The sequence below is a fragment of the Streptomyces canus genome, from assembly GCF_001514145.1.
Lineage (GTDB): Bacteria > Actinomycetota > Actinomycetes > Streptomycetales > Streptomycetaceae > Streptomyces > Streptomyces canus.
Genome location: NZ_KQ948667.1, coordinates 303,244 through 319,240 on the forward strand (window position 1 = coordinate 303,244; position 15,997 = coordinate 319,240).

At 70.2% G+C, this 15,997-nt stretch carries 15 protein-coding genes; 8 read left to right on the forward strand and 7 right to left on the reverse strand.

Annotated features, from left to right (window positions below; all coding sequences use genetic code 11):
• Positions 1 to 8: 8 nt before the first annotated feature.
• On the reverse strand, positions 9 to 500 hold the full coding sequence (locus tag AQJ46_RS33800; protein WP_059209164.1) for an inorganic diphosphatase: 492 nt from the start codon (positions 498 to 500) through the stop codon (positions 9 to 11).
• A gap of 79 nt (positions 501 to 579) precedes the next feature.
• Between AQJ46_RS33800 and dacB the strand changes: the two genes are divergently transcribed.
• The 6 genes from dacB to folE all read left to right on the forward strand — a co-directional run bounded on the left by dacB (position 580) and on the right by folE (position 8,215).
• Positions 580 to 2,217, forward strand: a complete 1,638-nt coding sequence (gene dacB, locus AQJ46_RS33805; protein WP_059209165.1) for a D-alanyl-D-alanine carboxypeptidase/D-alanyl-D-alanine endopeptidase — start codon at positions 580 to 582, stop codon at positions 2,215 to 2,217.
• Between the two features lie 66 nt (positions 2,218 to 2,283).
• The gene (locus AQJ46_RS33810) at positions 2,284 to 3,411 is read left to right on the forward strand and encodes a zinc-dependent metalloprotease (protein ID WP_057612416.1); all 1,128 of its coding nucleotides are present in this window, start codon (positions 2,284 to 2,286) and stop codon (positions 3,409 to 3,411) included.
• Between the two features lie 193 nt (positions 3,412 to 3,604).
• On the forward strand, positions 3,605 to 4,657 hold the full coding sequence (gene tilS, locus AQJ46_RS33815) for a tRNA lysidine(34) synthetase TilS (protein ID WP_059209166.1): 1,053 nt from the start codon (positions 3,605 to 3,607) through the stop codon (positions 4,655 to 4,657).
• 73 nt (positions 4,658 to 4,730) lie between these two features.
• Entirely contained in the window at positions 4,731 to 5,270 is a 540-nt protein-coding gene (gene hpt, locus AQJ46_RS33820) for a hypoxanthine phosphoribosyltransferase (protein ID WP_057612418.1), read from the forward strand.
• A gap of 184 nt (positions 5,271 to 5,454) precedes the next feature.
• Positions 5,455 to 7,488, forward strand: coding sequence for an ATP-dependent zinc metalloprotease FtsH (ftsH, locus tag AQJ46_RS33825; RefSeq protein WP_059209167.1), 2,034 nt, complete (start codon positions 5,455 to 5,457; stop codon positions 7,486 to 7,488).
• Positions 7,489 to 7,609: 121 nt separating this feature from the next.
• On the forward strand, positions 7,610 to 8,215 hold the full coding sequence (gene folE, locus AQJ46_RS33830) for a GTP cyclohydrolase I FolE (RefSeq protein WP_059209168.1): 606 nt from the start codon (positions 7,610 to 7,612) through the stop codon (positions 8,213 to 8,215).
• Positions 8,216 to 8,255: 40 nt separating this feature from the next.
• On the opposite strand, the gene AQJ46_RS33835 is transcribed toward folE, so the two are convergent.
• The 6 genes from AQJ46_RS33835 to AQJ46_RS33860 form a co-directional block, all read right to left on the reverse strand.
• Positions 8,256 to 8,741 (reverse strand): DUF3180 domain-containing protein, encoded by a 486-nt coding sequence (locus tag AQJ46_RS33835; protein WP_057612421.1) that lies wholly within the window; start codon positions 8,739 to 8,741, stop codon positions 8,256 to 8,258.
• Positions 8,742 to 8,809: 68 nt separating this feature from the next.
• A complete protein-coding gene (gene folK, locus AQJ46_RS33840) occupies positions 8,810 to 9,421 on the reverse strand; it encodes a 2-amino-4-hydroxy-6-hydroxymethyldihydropteridine diphosphokinase (protein ID WP_059209169.1) in 612 nt (203 codons plus the stop codon).
• Positions 9,418 to 9,777 carry a dihydroneopterin aldolase gene (folB, locus tag AQJ46_RS33845; protein ID WP_057612423.1) on the reverse strand — a complete coding sequence of 120 codons (360 nt, stop codon included), beginning with the start codon at positions 9,775 to 9,777 and terminating at the stop codon, positions 9,418 to 9,420. The genes folK and folB overlap by 4 nt, the downstream gene beginning before the upstream one ends.
• Before the next feature lie 236 nt (positions 9,778 to 10,013).
• Positions 10,014 to 10,517, reverse strand: a complete 504-nt coding sequence (locus AQJ46_RS33850) for a nuclear transport factor 2 family protein (protein ID WP_057612424.1) — start codon at positions 10,515 to 10,517, stop codon at positions 10,014 to 10,016.
• Entirely contained in the window at positions 10,514 to 11,374 is an 861-nt protein-coding gene (folP, locus tag AQJ46_RS33855) for a dihydropteroate synthase (RefSeq protein WP_059209170.1), read from the reverse strand. Before folP ends, AQJ46_RS33850 begins: the two co-directional genes overlap by 4 nt.
• 50 nt (positions 11,375 to 11,424) lie before the next feature.
• Positions 11,425 to 13,236, reverse strand: coding sequence for a phosphatidylglycerol lysyltransferase domain-containing protein (locus AQJ46_RS33860; RefSeq protein WP_057612426.1), 1,812 nt, complete (start codon positions 13,234 to 13,236; stop codon positions 11,425 to 11,427).
• A 174-nt stretch (positions 13,237 to 13,410) separates the two neighbouring features.
• On the opposite strand from AQJ46_RS33860, the gene AQJ46_RS33865 reads away from it, so the two are divergent.
• Both AQJ46_RS33865 and AQJ46_RS33870 read left to right on the forward strand, forming a co-directional pair.
• A complete protein-coding gene (locus tag AQJ46_RS33865) occupies positions 13,411 to 14,538 on the forward strand; it encodes an alpha/beta hydrolase (protein ID WP_059209171.1) in 1,128 nt (375 codons plus the stop codon).
• A 122-nt stretch (positions 14,539 to 14,660) separates the two neighbouring features.
• Positions 14,661 to 15,968, forward strand: coding sequence for a hypothetical protein (locus tag AQJ46_RS33870; RefSeq protein ID WP_059209172.1), 1,308 nt, complete (start codon positions 14,661 to 14,663; stop codon positions 15,966 to 15,968).
• Positions 15,969 to 15,997 lie beyond the last annotated feature (29 nt).

The following is a 15,997-nucleotide window of genomic DNA, read 5'->3' on the forward strand; positions in this document are numbered from 1 at the left end:
CACAGGGCTCAGTGGCCGCCCGAGTCCTTGAAGCGCTTGTAGGACCGCTCGATCTCGGCTTCGGCGTCGACGCGGCCGACCCAGTCGGCGCCCTCGACGGACTTGCCGGGCTCCAGGTCCTTGTAGACCTCGAAGAAGTGCTGGATCTCCAGGCGGTCGAACTCGGAGACGTGGTGGATGTCACGCAGGTGCTCCACCCGCGGGTCCGTCGCCGGGACGCACAGCAGCTTGTCGTCACCGCCGGCCTCGTCCGTCATGCGGAACATGCCGATCGCACGGCACTTGATGAGGCAGCCCGGGAACGTCGGCTCGTCAAGAATGACCAGCGCGTCCAGCGGGTCGCCGTCCTCGCCGAGGGTGTTCTCGACGAAGCCGTAGTCGGTCGGGTAGGCGGTCGAGGTGAAGAGTCGACGGTCCAGGCGGATCCGACCGGTCTCGTGGTCCACCTCGTACTTGTTCCGCGAACCCTTCGGGATCTCGATCGTGACGTCGAACTCCACCGGTGGCTCCTCCATGATCAACACATAGTTCTGGTGGTTAAGTGTCCCTCACGCTGGTGTGTGATCGCGAAAGGGGCTGTTGGTCGTGCCTGAACTGAGGCCTTGGCGGGCCGCGAGACCGCATGCGACGCGGGTCGCCAATGCCGTACGACCGCGTCTGGCACGCGCCGCGGGCGCCGTACGTCCAGGACTGACCCGGGCCAAGGATGCCGTACAGCCGTACCTGGTACGGACCGTCGCCGCCGTGAAACCGCAGGTCACACGGCTTGCACGGATTCCTCGCCCGGAAGCCGTCAGGACCTGGCAGTACACCGCGGGCGCCGCCACCGCCGGTCTGGCGCTGGCCGCCACCGTGGCGACCGCCGCCGGTCCGTGGGACTCCTCGGGTCAGCGTACGGCCGAGCGGGACCGGGCGGTCGCCCTCGAGCGGACGGGTGGCACAGATCACGGAGGTGATTCCGGTACGACTGCTGCCGGGCCGCGCCCCGCTCCGAGCGCCCCGTCCGTGCTCACCGCACTGGGCGGCGGGGCCAACACGGTGAAGTCCGCCCCGACCGGCCAAGCGCTCGCCACGGTCCTCGGCCCGCTCCTCGGCAACACCGCACTCGGCACCCGCCACACGGCGGCCGTCGTGGACGTCGCCACCGGCAAGCGGCTCTACGGCGCGGGTGCCGGCACGGCACTGACCCCCGCCTCCACCACGAAGATCGCCACCGCCGTCGCCGCCCTGTCCGCCCTCGGCGCCGACCACCGCCTCGTCACGCGCGCGGCCCTGGAAGCCGACACCAAGGAGCTCGTCCTCGTCGGCGGCGGCGACCCCACGCTCACCGCCCGCGCGGACGCCGGGGGCTGGGCGAGCCTGCGCGAACTGGCCGAGGAGACCGCCACGGCCCTGAAGAAGCGGGGCATCACGACGGTCACGCTGTCCTACGACAAGACCCTCTACGCGGGCTCCGAGATCCACCCGATCGGGGTCAACGACAACCTCGCCCCCGTCAGCGCCCTGATGGTGGACGAGGGCCGCACCGACGGCACGGCCAGTGGACCGGCGCCGCGTACGACGGACCCGGCGGCGGACGCGACGCGCACGTTCGCCCGGTTCCTGTCGGACCACGGCATCAGGACGACCTCACCCGGGCCCTCCAAGGCGACCGGCCGCGCCGAGAACCTCGCCGAGGTCCTCTCGCCGCCCCTGTCCGCCCTGGTCGAACGCATGCTGACCAACAGCGACAACGACATCGCCGAGGCCCTCGCCCGCCAGACCGCCGTGGCGGACGGGCAGCGCGCCGACTTCGCGGGCGGCGGCAGGGCGATCCGTGCCCAGCTGAAGAAACTCCGACTCCCGCTCGCCGGCGCCGAGTTCCACGACGGGAGCGGACTCGACCGCGCCGACCGGCTCACCGCGGGCCTGCTGACGTCCCTGCTGGTGAAGGCGGGCGACCCGGCCCACCCGGACCTGCGACCCGTCCTCACCGGCCTCCCGGTGGCCGGCTTCACCGGCACCCTGACCAGCCGTTACACGGACGGCGCGGCAGGTGTCGTACGGGCGAAGACGGGCACCCTGACCGGCGTGAACACCCTGGCCGGGACGGTCGTGGACCAGGACGGCCGGCTGCTGGCCTTCGCGTTCCTGACCTCGGACACGACGGATCCGGGGGCGGCGCAGAGCGCGCTGGATCGCACCGCCTCGGCGCTGGCGGCCTGCGGCTGCGGCTGACCCGGCGCCCGCCTTGGCGCGCCGCGCGGCCTGCCCCAAGTGGGAACGCTCACGTACGGTTGACGCATGACGAGCATCGGTGGTGCCGAGATGGTCGACTGGAATCTCGCGGTGGCGACCGCGACCCGGCTCGTGCGGCCGGGCCCCGACGTGAGCCGCGACGAGGCCCGGGCCGTCGTCGCGGAACTGCGCCGGCACGCCAAGGCCTCGGAGGAACACGTCCGCGGCTTCACCCGGATGGGGACGGAGGGCGTCCACGACACTCCCGTACTCGTCGTCGACCGCCCCGGCTGGGTCCGGGCGAACGTCGCCGGGTTCAGGGAGATCCTCAAACCGCTCCTGGAGAAGATGCAGGAGCGGCGTGGCAACACCCCCGGCGGTGCGGTGCTCGGGGCCGTCGGCGGCAAGGTGACGGGTGTCGAGCTCGGGATGCTCCTGTCGTTCCTGTCCTCCCGCGTCCTCGGCCAGTACGAGACCTTCGCCCCGGCCACCCGCGAACTCCCGGCAGGGGAGAACGGCGGCGGCCGGCTCCTCCTGGTTGCCCCGAACATCGTGCACGTGGAGCGCGAACTCGACGTCCAGCCCCACGACTTCCGCCTCTGGGTGTGTCTGCACGAGGAGACGCACCGCACGCAGTTCACGGCCGTGCCCTGGCTGCGCGACCATCTGGAGGGCGAAATCCAGTCGTTCCTCGGGGAGACCGAGGTCGATCCCATGACCGTCCTGGAGCGCATCCGGGAGGCCGCCCAGTCGCTGGCCGGCGGGCGTCCCGAGGGCGAGGAGGAGGACGACGGCGGACGCTCCCTCGTGGAGATCGTGCAGACGCCGGCCCAGCGGGAGATCCTCGGCCGCCTCACCGCCGTGATGTCCCTCCTGGAGGGCCACGCCGACTTCGTCATGGACGGAGTGGGTCCGGCCGTCGTGCCGAGCGTCGCCGAGATCCGCGAGAAGTTCCAGCAGCGGCGGGCCAAGGGCGCCTCCCGCCTGGACATGGCCCTGCGGAAGCTGCTCGGCCTGGACGCCAAACTCCGGCAGTACCGCGACGGCGAACGCTTCGTGCGGGCCGTCGTCGACCAGGTGGGCATGGACGGCTTCAACCGTGTGTGGACCTCCCCCAACACGCTCCCGACCAAGACGGAGATCGCCAAACCGGCGGACTGGGTCGCGCGGGTGCATCGCAAGGCCGAGTCGTGAACCACGTACGGAGGTCGTGAGAGGAATCCGGCCGACGGCAGGCGAACGCCCCTTCAATCACCCGTCCGAGGGACCGTGAGCGATGGGTAGGCGTGCAATGCTCGGGGAACGCCCCGGTTCTGTCACCATCTACACACTCTGAGTGACCGAACCTCGGGCTCACCCCCCGAAAACTTCATGAAGGGAACCGGACATGGGTCCCCATCCTGCGGTCGCGGCGATACGCCTGGCGGTCCGCCGCGTCCTCCACGACATCCTCAACGACCATCACGTTTCTGCCGACCGTCCCGCTTCCGGCGAGCAGAGCCCGCACGAGCGCCCGCCGTCGCCGCTCGTGCTCGTGGCATGCTCCGGCGGTGCCGACTCCATGGCCCTCGCCTCCGCCCTCGCCTTCGAGGCTCCCAAGCTCGGCATCCGCGCCGGCGGCGTCACCGTCGACCACGGCCTCCAGGCCGGCTCCGACCTGCGCGCCGAGGAAGTCGTCCTCAGGCTGCGCGAACTCGGCCTGGACCCCGTCGAGTCCACCGCCGTGACCGTCGGCCGCGAAGGCGGTCCCGAGGCCGCCGCGCGCGACGCCCGCTACGCCGCCCTCGACGCGGCGGCCGAACGCCACGGCGCCGCCGCCGTCCTGCTCGGCCACACCCGCGACGACCAGGCCGAAACCGTCCTGCTCGGCCTCGCCCGCGGCTCCGGCATCCGCTCGCTGTCCGGCATGGCAGCTGTTTCCGGGGGCCCGGGGGCCGCCCGCCGTTATCGACGGCCCTTCCTCGCACTCGACCGGCAGACCGCCCGCAAGGCCTGCATGGTCCAGTCCCTGCCCGTCTGGGACGATCCGCACAACACCGACCCCGCCTACACACGCTCCCGGCTGCGCCACGAGGGCCTGCCCGCCCTGGAGAAGGCGCTCGGCAAAGGAGTCGTCGAGGCCCTCGCCCGTACGGCCCAGCTCTCCCGCGACGACGCCGACGCCCTCGACACCTGGGCCCGCCAGGCCGAGGCCTCCGTACGCGACGCCGCCGGCCTCCTGGAGTGCGCCAAGCTCTACGCCCTGCCGCCCGCCGTGCGCCGCCGCATCCTGCGCCAGGCGGCCATCGAGGCGGGCGCCCCGGCCGGTTCGCTCTTCGCCCGTCACATCGAGGAAGTCGACCGTCTGATCACCGGCTGGCGCGGCCAGGGAGCCATCAATCTCCCGGGCAAGGTCGTCGCCCAGCGCCAGGGTGGCAGACTGGTGATTCGGCAAGGCTGATCCCTTTGCTCCCCTCGGGGAGCGACGGACGGCTGGTGGGACGACCGAAAGTGATGCGGTGGACGCGAAAGACATGGGTGCCGACCTCAAAGAGGTACTCATCACCAAGGAAGAGATCGACGCGAAGCTCGTGGAGCTCGCCGCGAAGATCGACGCGGAGTACGCGGGCAAGGACCTGCTGATCGTCGGCGTCCTCAAGGGCGCGGTGATGGTCATGGCCGACCTCGCGCGGACGCTGTCCACCCCTGTCACGATGGACTGGATGGCCGTGTCGTCGTACGGCGCGGGCACCCAGTCCTCCGGCGTGGTGCGGATCCTCAAGGACCTCGACACCGACATCAAGGGCAAGCACGTCCTGATCGTCGAGGACATCATCGACTCCGGCCTGACGCTGTCCTGGCTGCTGTCCAACCTGGGCTCCCGCGAGCCGGAGTCGCTCAAGGTGTGCACCCTGCTGCGTAAGCCGGACGCCGCCAAGGTCGCCATCGACGTCGAGTGGGTCGGCTTCGACATCCCCAACGAGTTCGTCGTGGGCTACGGTCTCGACTACGCCGAGAAGTACCGCAACCTCCCGTTCGTCGGTACGCTCGCGCCCCACGTCTACGGCGGCTGAGCCAGACGGCTCAAGCCCTGTAAGACGATCGGGAACCCCAGCGGGTTTCGCGCCGTTGGAGCATGCAGACGGGTTCGACAGCTCTCCCGTGCGGCTTCGGCCCACAATGCTGGGGTACCGTCAGAAGAACTGTCTTATCAAACTCACTATGGCAGGAGGGACGGGGCGACACCGCTCCGTATGGATGGACGTGAAGCGATACTTCCGTGGGCCGGTCATGTGGATCGTGCTGGCCGTCCTTGCCGTGGTCGTGTTGATGCAGGTCGTCGGCTCGTCCGGCGGCTACAAGACGGTGGACACCGGCCAGGTCGTCCAGGCGATCAATGACAACAAGGTCGAACAAGCCAAGCTGACCACCGGCGACGAGAACACCATCAAGGTGCAGCTCAAGGACGGCGAAAAGGTCGAAGGCAGCTCGAAGATCCAGGCGAGCTACATCGGCGACCAGGGCGTGACCATCGCCAACACGCTGCAGACCAAGTACCAGGACAAGCAGATCCCCGACGGGTACACCGTCTCGCCGACGAAGCAGAACGCCTTCGTCGGGATCCTGCTCTCCCTGCTCCCCTTCGTCCTCATCGTGGTCGTCTTCCTGTTCCTGATGAATCAGATGCAGGGCGGCGGCTCCCGGGTCATGAACTTCGGGAAGTCCAAGGCGAAGCTCATCACCAAGGACACCCCGAAGACGACGTTCTCGGACGTCGCAGGCTCGGACGAGGCGGTCGAGGAGCTCCAGGAGATCAAGGAGTTCCTCCAGGAACCGGCGAAGTTCCAGGCGGTCGGGGCCAAGATCCCCAAGGGCGTACTGCTGTACGGCCCTCCCGGCACCGGCAAGACCCTGCTCGCGCGCGCCGTCGCGGGCGAGGCCGGTGTCCCCTTCTACTCGATCTCGGGTTCCGACTTCGTCGAGATGTTCGTCGGTGTCGGTGCCTCCCGAGTCCGTGACCTCTTCGAGCAGGCCAAGGCGAACGCCCCGGCGATCGTCTTCGTCGACGAGATCGACGCGGTCGGCCGCCATCGCGGCGCCGGCCTCGGCGGCGGTCACGACGAGCGCGAGCAGACGCTGAACCAGCTGCTCGTCGAGATGGACGGCTTCGACGTCAAGGGCGGTGTGATTCTCATCGCCGCGACGAACCGGCCCGACATCCTCGACCCGGCCCTCCTGCGCCCCGGCCGCTTCGACCGCCAGATCGCGGTCGACCGCCCGGACATGCAGGGCCGTCTGGAGATCCTCAAGGTCCACCAGAAGGGCAAGCCGGTCGCTCCGGACGTCGACCTCTCGGCCGTCGCCCGCCGCACCCCGGGCTTCACCGGCGCGGACCTGTCGAACGTGCTGAACGAAGCGGCGCTCCTCACGGCGCGCAGCGACAAGAAGCTCATCGACAACCACTCGCTGGACGAGGCCATCGACCGTGTCGTGGCGGGCCCGCAGAAGCGGACCCGGATCATGTCGGACAAGGAAAAGAAGATCACCGCGTACCACGAGGGCGGACACGCCCTGGTCGCGGCGGCCTCCCCGAACTCCGACCCGGTCCACAAGATCACGATCCTCTCGAGAGGCCGTGCTCTGGGCTACACGATGGTCCTGCCGGACGAGGACAAGTACTCGACCACGCGCAACGAGATGCTGGACCAGCTGGCTTACATGCTGGGCGGCCGCGCGGCCGAGGAACTGGTCTTCCACGACCCGACCACCGGCGCTGCGAACGACATCGAGAAGGCCACCGCAACGGCCCGCGCGATGGTCACGCAGTACGGCATGACCGAGCGTCTCGGCGCCATCAAGTTCGGTGGCGACAACACCGAGCCGTTCCTCGGTCGTGAGATGTCGCACCCGCGTGACTACTCGGAAGAGGTCGCCGCGCTGGTCGACGAAGAGGTCAAGAAGCTCATCGAGACGGCGCACAACGAGGCCTGGGAGATCCTGGTCGAGAACCGCGACGTCCTCGACGCGCTCGTGCTCCAGCTGCTGGAGAAGGAGACGCTGAACAAGGAGCAGATCGCCGAGATCTTCGCTCCCATCGTCAAGCGTCCCCCGCGGCCGGCCTGGACCGGTTCCTCCCGGCGTACGCCCTCCACCCGTCCGCCGGTGCTCTCCCCCAGGGAGCTCGCACTGACGAACGGCGCCAACGGCGCGGCCCCGGCGATCACCACCGCCAAGGCCACCTCGTCGGAGCCGGTCACGGAGGCGGTTCCCGAGGAGCGCCCCGAGAGCTGACGCTCACCCGTCCCGCCCCGGTGACCTCGCCGGACCCGGAATGGATGCCGCGCCCCCCAGGTTTTAGCCTGGGGGGCGCGGCGTTTTTCGGCCGTGAGGGACTCTAGGAACGAGGCACCAGATGACCGACCCCGTGACGCTGGACGGCGAGGGCTCCATCGGCGAGTTCGACGAGAAGCGCGCCGAGAACGCCATCCGCGAGCTGCTGATCGCGGTCGGCGAGGACCCGGACCGAGAGGGCCTGCGGGAGACGCCGGCGCGGGTGGCCCGGTCGTACAAGGAGATATTCGCGGGGCTGTGGCAGAAGCCCGAGGACGTGCTGACCACGACGTTCGACCTGGGGCACGACGAGATGGTGCTCGTGAAGGACATCGAGGTGTACTCGACCTGTGAGCATCACCTGGTGCCGTTCCGGGGCGTCGCCCATGTCGGGTACATCCCGGCCACCACCGGCAAGATCACGGGGCTGTCGAAGCTGGCCCGGCTCGTGGACGTCTATGCCCGTCGGCCGCAGGTGCAGGAACGGCTCACCACGCAGATAGCGGATTCCCTGATGGAGATCCTGGAGCCGCGTGGCGTGATCGTCGTCGTGGAGTGCGAGCACATGTGCATGTCGATGCGGGGCATCCGCAAGCCCGGTGCGAAGACGCTCACGTCGGCCGTGCGCGGTCAGCTGCGGGACGCGGCGACGCGCAACGAGGCGATGAGCCTCATCATGGCGCGCTGACCGGGCGGGCTGTTCTCGGACCTTCAGTCGACTGTGGCCCTCACGCCGTCGACGCGGCGCCGGTGTTCCGGTCGTCGTCCTCCGGAAGCTTGCACACACGCTCCAGGAAGATGGCCGCCGCTATCACCGCGATGCCTGCCAGGACCGAGAAGCCGGCGTAGATGGCCTGGTCGCGGCGGGCGGGGATGTCGAGGGACTCCAGGAGGAAGACGCCGGTGCCGCCGTACATGCCGGAGACGAGGGCGGCGACCAGGGCGCTGGCCTGGCCGAAGACGACCGCGCGGGCGGCCATCAGCGGGTCGACGCCCTTCGCCTCGGGGACGCGCTCGCGCTGGGCCTTCAGGCGGGAGCGGATGGAGAGCGCCGTGGCCATGAGGACCACGGCGATCAGGGCGAGAACGATGGGGGCGGCCAGCGGGACGCTGGGCAGGGTCCCGACCGAATTCCACAGGCGGGCGCCCGCCCAGGACAGGATCCCGGCCACGGCGAAGACGCCGGCCAGCAGCCTGATGCGCAGCTCTCTCACGGTGCCCCTTCAGCTCCCCCGAGGTCCGTGGGCTGTCCCACGGACAGTGGTCGTCTTGACCTTAACGGCTATTGGGGCAGCTGGAGTTCCAGGTCCTTGCGGGGTTCCACGCCGTTTCGCGTGACGGTGTCGAGGAGTGCGGCGACCGGACCGCGGCCGGGCAACTGGGCCTCGGGTTCCACGTCGTGCCAGGGGGCGAGCACGAACGCGCGCTCGTGGGCGCGGGGGTGGGGCAGGGTGAGGACCGGATCGTCGGAGACCATCTCGGCGTACGCGACGATGTCGACGTCGAGGGTGCGCGGGCCCCAGCGCTCGTCCCGCACCCGGTTGAAGGCCTCCTCGACCGCGTGCGCCCGCTCCAGCAGGGAGGACGGCGGGAGCGTGGTCTTCAGCACGACGACCGCGTTGAAGTACGACGGCTGGCTGTCGGCCGCCACGCCCCACGGCTGCGTCTCGTAGACGGGGGAGACGGCCTTGATGCGGACCCCGGGGGTGTCCTCCAGGGCGTCGATGGCCCCCTGGAGGGTCTCCAGGCGGTTGCCGAGGTTGGAACCCAGGGAGAGCACGGCCCGCTTCGGGTTCTGGAGGGTGGCGTCGGCGGCGTCCACCTGCTGCACGACGGAGGCGGGCACCGGCTGTACGGTCGGGTCGCTGTGACCCGCGGCGAAGGACGCGGTCATACTCGGCTCCGGGTGATGGTGACGGTCACGTCGTCGAAGGGCACGGTGATCGGTGCGTCGGGTTTGTGGACCCTGACCTCGACCTCCTCTACCCCCTCGTGCTTCAGACAGGCCTGGGCGATGCGCTCGGCGAGCGTCTCGATGAGGTTGACGGGTTCGCCCTCGACGACGGCCACGACCTCCTCCGCCACGATGCCGTAGTGCACGGTCTTCGTCAGGTCGTCATCGGCGGCGGCCGGCCGGGTGTCCAGTCCCAGGACGATGTCCACGATGAAGGTCTGACCCTCCTCGCGCTCCTTGGGGAACACACCGTGGTGCCCGCGGGCCTTCAGGCCGCGCAGCGCGACACGATCCACGCGAATCACTCCTGCAATCGTCGGTGACGGCCGGTCCGTACCGCGTGCGGGCGGTACACCGGCCTCGAACGAATCTACCTGCGAGCACTGACACGGCCGGGCCACAGGAGCGCGCGCCGTTGCCGGGGTCCGGAGGTTTCACCGTGTGTTTCCCCTGGGGAACCCGGCGGCTCAAGGGTTGGTAGCCGCCCATACCCAGGGGTTCGTGATTCCAACCACTTCTTGGTCCCGATGGGTCAGGAAGGGGCTTCCCCGTCCTCGTCCTCGTCGTTCTCGGCCAGCACCGGAGAGGCGTGATGGGACCACATCTTCCAGCCTTCGGGGGTACGGCGGAACACGTTCGTGGCGACCACCAGCTGGCCGACGAGGGGTCCGAGCTCCTCGCCGCCCTCGGGGGCCGGGCCGCCGCTGAGGATGTTCTCGGTGCACGTCACCAGGGCGGTGTCGCCGGTCACCGAGACGTGCACGTCCGTGAGGAAGAACTGGATGTAGTCCGTGTTCGCCATGATCAACGCGTACGACCTGAGGACTTCGCCACGGCCGGTCAGCACGGGCCAGCCGGGGTGCACGCAGGAGACCACGCCGACGTCGGCCGGGTCGTGGTACTCCTCGTCGACGCCCAGGTCCGCAGGGGTGAGCCAGAACGAGGACAGCTCCTCGAAGTCACCGCGCTCCAGCGCCTCGTAGAAGGCGGTGTTGGCGGCTTCCACCTGTTCCACGTCGGTGTGGGGGGCGCTCACCGGGCTCCTTCCACGGCGCGGGCGACCCGTACCGCGTCCGCCGTCGCGCGCACCTCGTGCACGCGCACCGCCCACGCGCCGGCGTGCGCCGCGAGGGCGGAGACGGCGGCCGTGGCGGCGTCGCGCTCGCGCGCGGGCGGCGGGGCGCCTTCCGGACCGGCGAGGACACGGCCGAGGAACCGCTTGCGGGAGGCGGCGACGAGGAGGGGGTGGCCGAGGCCGAGGAGGCGGTCGAGGTGGGAGAGGAGGACCAGGTCGTGCTCGGCATCCTTGGAGAAGCCGAGGCCCGGGTCGACGACGACCCGGTCGGCAGAGATGCCGCCCGCGAGGACGGCGTCCACACGCGCGTGGAGCTCGTCGACCACCTCGGCGACGACGTCGGCGTAGACGCCCTTGACGTTGCCGCCTTCCAGGAAACCGCGCCAGTGCATGACGACGAAGGGGGCGCCCGCGTCGGCGACGACCGGGATCATCGCGGGGTCGGCGAGACCGCCGCTGACGTCGTTGACGAGGGCCGCGCCGGCGACGAGGGCCTGTTCGGCGACGGAGGCGCGCATGGTGTCGACCGAGACGGTGACGCCTTCGGAGGCGAGACCGCGGACGACGGGGATGACGCGTCGGAGTTCCTCGTCCTCATCCACCCGGGTGGCTCCGGGACGGGTGGACTCGCCGCCGACGTCGACGAGGTCGGCGCCCTCCTCGACGAGGGCGAGCCCGTGCTTGACGGCAGCCGTCGTGTCGAACCAGCGGCCGCCGTCGGAGAAGGAGTCGGGGGTGACGTTCACGACTCCCATGACCGCGCAGCGGTCCCATTCCGGAAGCCCGGCGACGCGCCCGCGTCCGCTCTGCTTGCTCATGCGTTCAGCCTAGGCCCAGCGTGGAGCGGCGGGACCGCGCGGCCCGTGGCTCAGGCCGCTCTGACGTCCCGCTCCGCGACCGCGTGGGCACACGCGCGTGCGGTGTGCGAGCGGCGGCGCAGGAAGCGCGGCAACGGGAGGGCGAGGTTGACGAAGCCCTCCGCCTGCATGGCGGCGAAGCCGATGCGCGGGAGGTCGCCGGAGGCCCGGTAGACGACGAAACGGGGTTCCCAGCGGGGCTGGAACTTGGCGTTGAACTTGTACAGGGACTCGATCTGGAACCAGCGGGACAGGAAGACCAGCAGGCCCCGCCAGGCGCGCAGCACCGGCCCCGCGCCGATCTTCTCGCCGCGTGCCAGCGCCGCGCGGAACATCGCGAAGTTGAGTGACACGCGCGTGATGTCGAGTTTCGGGGCCGCCTGGAGGGCGGCCACGATCAGCAGTTCGTTCATGCCGGGGTCCGCCGAGCGGTCCCGCCGCATCAGGTCCAGGGAGACGCCGTCCGTGCCCCACGGTACGAAGTGCAGGATCGCCTTGAGATCGCCGTAGGGACCGGGCTGGTCGTCGGCCTTGTGGGCGGTGGCGATGAGGCAGTCGCCGTCGGCGAGGTCGCCGATGCGGCCCAGGGCCATGGAGAAGCCGCGCTCGGTGTCGGTGCCGCGCCAGTCCTCGGAAGCCTGCCGGATCCGCTCCAGCTCGGTCTCCCCGACGTCACGGACGCGCCGTACCCGGGTCTCGTAACCGGCCCGCTCGATGCGCTTGACCATCTGGCGCACATTGCGCATCGCGCGGCCGGCGAGCGAGAAATCCGCGACGTCCACCACCGCCTCGTCGCCCAGTTCGAGCGCGTCCAGGCCGGTCTCGCGGGTCCACACCTCGCCGCCGGTCTCCGAACAGCCCATGACGGCGGGTGTCCAGGAGTGCGCCTGGGCCTCGTCCATGAAGCGCTCGATCGCGCCCGGCCAGGCCTCGACGTCGCCGATCGGGTCGCCGCTGGCGAGCATCACGCCGGAGACGACGCGGTAGGTCACGGCCGCCTTGCCACTGGGGGAGAAGACGACGGCCTTGTCGCGGCGCAGCGCGAAGTGACCGAGGGAGTCACGGCCGCCGTGCTTGGCCAGCAGGGCCCGCAGACGGCTCTCGTCCTCTTCCGTGAGGTGGGCGGCCGGGTGCTCGGGGCGGAAGGCGAGGTAGATCGTGGTGATCGCCGTGAGCAGGCCCAGGGCGCCCAGGGAGGCGCCGACGGTCCACGAGGTGTCGCCCTGGTAGTCGACGGGGCCCTCGAAGCCGAAGAGGCCGTACAGGACGTGCGTGATGCGATCGGCCAGACTCGGGTTTCCGACCATGCGGTTCGGGTGGGCGCTGACGATGATCAGCCCGAGCGCGAGGGAACCGGCGCCCATGAGGACGAAGTTGGCGAGTGCGCGCCAGCGGCTGCGCGGGTCGGGCAGTGCCCTGAACTGGTCGCGGTGGCGCAGCAGCGGCGCGAGCAGGGCGAGCGAGATGGCCGCCCCGACGAGTGAGTGACGGTACGTGAACTGCGCCAGCGCGCCCGCCGGCAGCAGTGCCACGGCCGCCCGCCAGGCCCGGCGCTTGCGGCGCCTGAGGCCGTGGGCGAGCAGCAGCAACAGCACGCCGGTGCTGAGCGAGAGCGCGGCCGCGAACGGGCCGAGCGCGCCGGGCAGTACCTCGGCCATGGTGTGCATACGGCTGTGCCGGAAGCGTGGAAAGACGCCGGCGGCGATGTCCAGAAGACCTACGAGGGCGCAGGCTCTGGCGACGAGGACGGGGACGGCCTCGGGGCGCGGGCCGTGCAGTGCACGCCGCAGCCGTGTTGATCGGATCGGAACCCCGCCCGACATTTCCTCATCTGTCCTGACAGACATCGCATCCCATGGTTCTGCGAGTGACTCTGGATCCGGAGCCCCGATTCGGGCATCCGGCGACATTGCGCCCTCTAGGACGGTGTCTCGTGAGGAGAGGTTCACTCATCTCCTCAAAGCCGTTTCAAAGGCCGAGGAAAGCGAAAGCAAGCAATGGGTCTCACGAGCAACAACACGCTGGTGCTGGCGGTCCTGGCCGCCGTGGCGCTGTTCGCCGTCACGGTGTGGTTCTGGCCGCGTCTGGCGCGGCGTGGCTGGCGGCCCGTCAGCGGCCGTATCGGGCTGCTGCTCGCTACACAGCTCTCGCTCTTCGTGTCGGTGGGACTCGCCGCCAACCACGCTTACGGGTTCTACGCCTCCTGGGCCGACCTGTTCGGCCGGGAGACCGGCCAGGGCGTGGTGGTCGACCACACCCCGGCGGACCGTTCGCGCGGGCCCCTGAGGGTGACCGAGATCGGGGACGTGCCCGGAAGGGGCGGCTTTCAGCCGTCGTCGGTCGGGCAGGTTCAGAAGGTCGACATCGTCGGCCCCACGTCACACATCGCCAGCCCCGCGTACGTCTATCTGCCGCCGGAGTATTTCCAGGAGCGCTATCGCGCGCGTACCTTCCCCGCGGCCGTCGTGCTCACCGGTTATCCGGGCACCGCCCGAGCGCTGGTGGACAAACTCCACTATCCGCGCACGGCTCTTGAACTGACGAAGGACGGCCGTATGCGGCCGATGATCCTGGTGATGCTGCGGCCGACGGTGGCACCGCCGCGTGACACCGAGTGCGCGGACGTTCCGGACGGTCCGCAGACCGAGTCGTTCTTCGCGAAGGACCTGCCGGAAGCGGTGACGGCGCACTACCGGGTGGGAAGGAAACCGGGAAGTTGGGGGATCATCGGCGACTCCACGGGCGGCTACTGCGCGCTGAAGCTCGCCATGCACCATCCCAAGGTGTACGCCGCGGGGGCGGGGCTGTCCCCGTACTACAACGCTCCCGTCGACCCCACCACGGGCGATCTCTTCCAGGGCGACAAGGCGCTGCGCGACCGCGCGAACCTGTGGTGGTGCCTCAAACACCTGCCCGCGCCCGACACCTCACTGCTCGTCAGCAGCAGCAAGGTGGGCGAGGCGAACTACAAGGACACTCTGAAGTTCATAGAGCGGGTGAAGGCGACGGAAACGACACGGATCTCGTCGATCATCCTGGAAAGCGGCGGGCACAACTTCAACACCTGGCGACGGGAGATCCCGGCGACCTTGCAGTGGGTCAGCGAGCGGCTGAGTGAGCGATGAGTGATCAATACGCCGAATTCGGCAACCGTTCCGATTCACGATGTCGTGTGAACGCAACGGGGTGGCTGTGTTTTTACGGGGCGGGGCACCACGATTCGCCTACGCGCGGTAAGTTTCTGGCCATGCCACGTGGACGTCACCGCCATTCCCCGCCCTTGCACAGGCTGCTGCCTCCGTCGGCGATCGCTGGCGTCTCCCTCATCTGTGCCTTCGGCCCCTGGGTGTTCTCGCAAGAGGCCGTGCTGCGCGTGATAGCCGCGTTCGCCGCGGCGGTCGCGGTCGTGGGGGCGGCCGTCATGCGCCGTTGGGACGCGCAGGCGGGCAAGCAGGTCGCGGATCTCACGCGCGCGCGTGCCGGCGACGAGTGGCGGCACGAGGAGCGGGTCGCCGAACTCGAGACCGATCTCGAGGAGTCGCGCGAGCTGCGCGTCAAGCTGGAGCAGCGGCTGCGGGCGAAGCGGACGGAGCTGGCGGGGCTGCGCAACGAACACGCGGCACTGCTGCGGCGGTACGCCACGGCGGAGACCGAGCGGGCGAGCGCCCTGGAGGGGCGCCGGCTGCTGGAGATAGAGGCCGCCCCGGCGCGTGCGCTGCCGGCGGCGCAGGCCGACGCGGAGGCCGTGGCGGTGGCTGCCGAGGACGAGTCCGAGGCCGCGGTCGAGGTGGAGACCGAGGTGGAGACCGACGTCTCCGAGGCTTCGGAGGCCTCGGAGGAGACTCCGGAGCGGCCCGCGATCTTCTCTCCGGAGGGGTCCCGGCTGTTCCTGCGGGCGAGCGCGGCGCTGAAGCGGCTCGACGCGGACGGCGACGGGGCCACCAAGACGAAGGCCGAGCCGGAGGACGAGCCGGAGCCCAAGGCCGGGACCAAGGCCGGGACCAAGGCCAAAGCGGAGCCCAAGGGTGCCGCGAAGAGCGGGCCCAAGCCCGATCCCAAGGTCAAGGCCGGCTCCAAAGGCCAGCCGGTGAACGCGGCTTCCGGCGCGGCGGACACCGTCGGCACCGAGGCGGAGGCCGCGCAGGAGGACGAGGCGCAGGGGAAGCCCGAGGCGGCCGACGGGCATGAGCACGCGGCCGCCACCACCACGGGCAGAGCCGCCCAGCCGCAGCAGCGGCCCGCCGGGCACTTCATCGCGCCGACCGCGGTCGCGGTCGTGCCCGCGGCTCCCGCGCGGCGCCCGCGGATCGAGGGCGGGTTCGACTTCTTCGGTACGAAGGCGGGTACCTCGCGGGACGCCCTGGAGGCCGTGCAGAACGAGGACCTCGCCGACGTCGTCGGCCAGGAGGCCCTCGCCCTGCACAAGGCCGAGTCGGAGGCGGAGTTCAAGCCGGCCGACGAGGAGTCGCGTGGCGTCGGCCAGGTCATCGACCTGACGGCCCACGACGAGACGGAACAGATCGACCTGAAGGGACTGCGCAGCGCGGTCTCCTGACGGACGTACAGGTGCTCACCAGGGGCACG

Bases quoted from the DNA above. Each gene is read 5' to 3' on its own strand.
- AQJ46_RS33810 (WP_057612416.1), top strand. From the start codon at position 2,284: ATGACGAGCATCGGTGGTGCCGAGATGGTCGACTGGAATCTCGCGGTG.
- tilS (WP_059209166.1), top strand. From the start codon at position 3,605: ATGGGTCCCCATCCTGCGGTCGCGGCGATACGCCTGGCGGTCCGCCGC.
- hpt (WP_057612418.1), top strand. From the start codon at position 4,731: ATGGGTGCCGACCTCAAAGAGGTACTCATCACCAAGGAAGAGATCGAC.
- ftsH (WP_059209167.1), top strand. From the start codon at position 5,455: ATGGACGTGAAGCGATACTTCCGTGGGCCGGTCATGTGGATCGTGCTG.
- folE (WP_059209168.1), top strand. From the start codon at position 7,610: ATGACCGACCCCGTGACGCTGGACGGCGAGGGCTCCATCGGCGAGTTC.
- folK (WP_059209169.1), bottom strand. From the start codon at position 9,421: ATGACCGCGTCCTTCGCCGCGGGTCACAGCGACCCGACCGTACAGCCG.
- folP (WP_059209170.1), bottom strand. From the start codon at position 11,374: ATGAGCAAGCAGAGCGGACGCGGGCGCGTCGCCGGGCTTCCGGAATGG.
- AQJ46_RS33860 (WP_057612426.1), bottom strand. From the start codon at position 13,236: ATGTCGGGCGGGGTTCCGATCCGATCAACACGGCTGCGGCGTGCACTG.
- AQJ46_RS33865 (WP_059209171.1), top strand. From the start codon at position 13,411: ATGGGTCTCACGAGCAACAACACGCTGGTGCTGGCGGTCCTGGCCGCC.
- AQJ46_RS33870 (WP_059209172.1), top strand. From the start codon at position 14,661: ATGCCACGTGGACGTCACCGCCATTCCCCGCCCTTGCACAGGCTGCTG.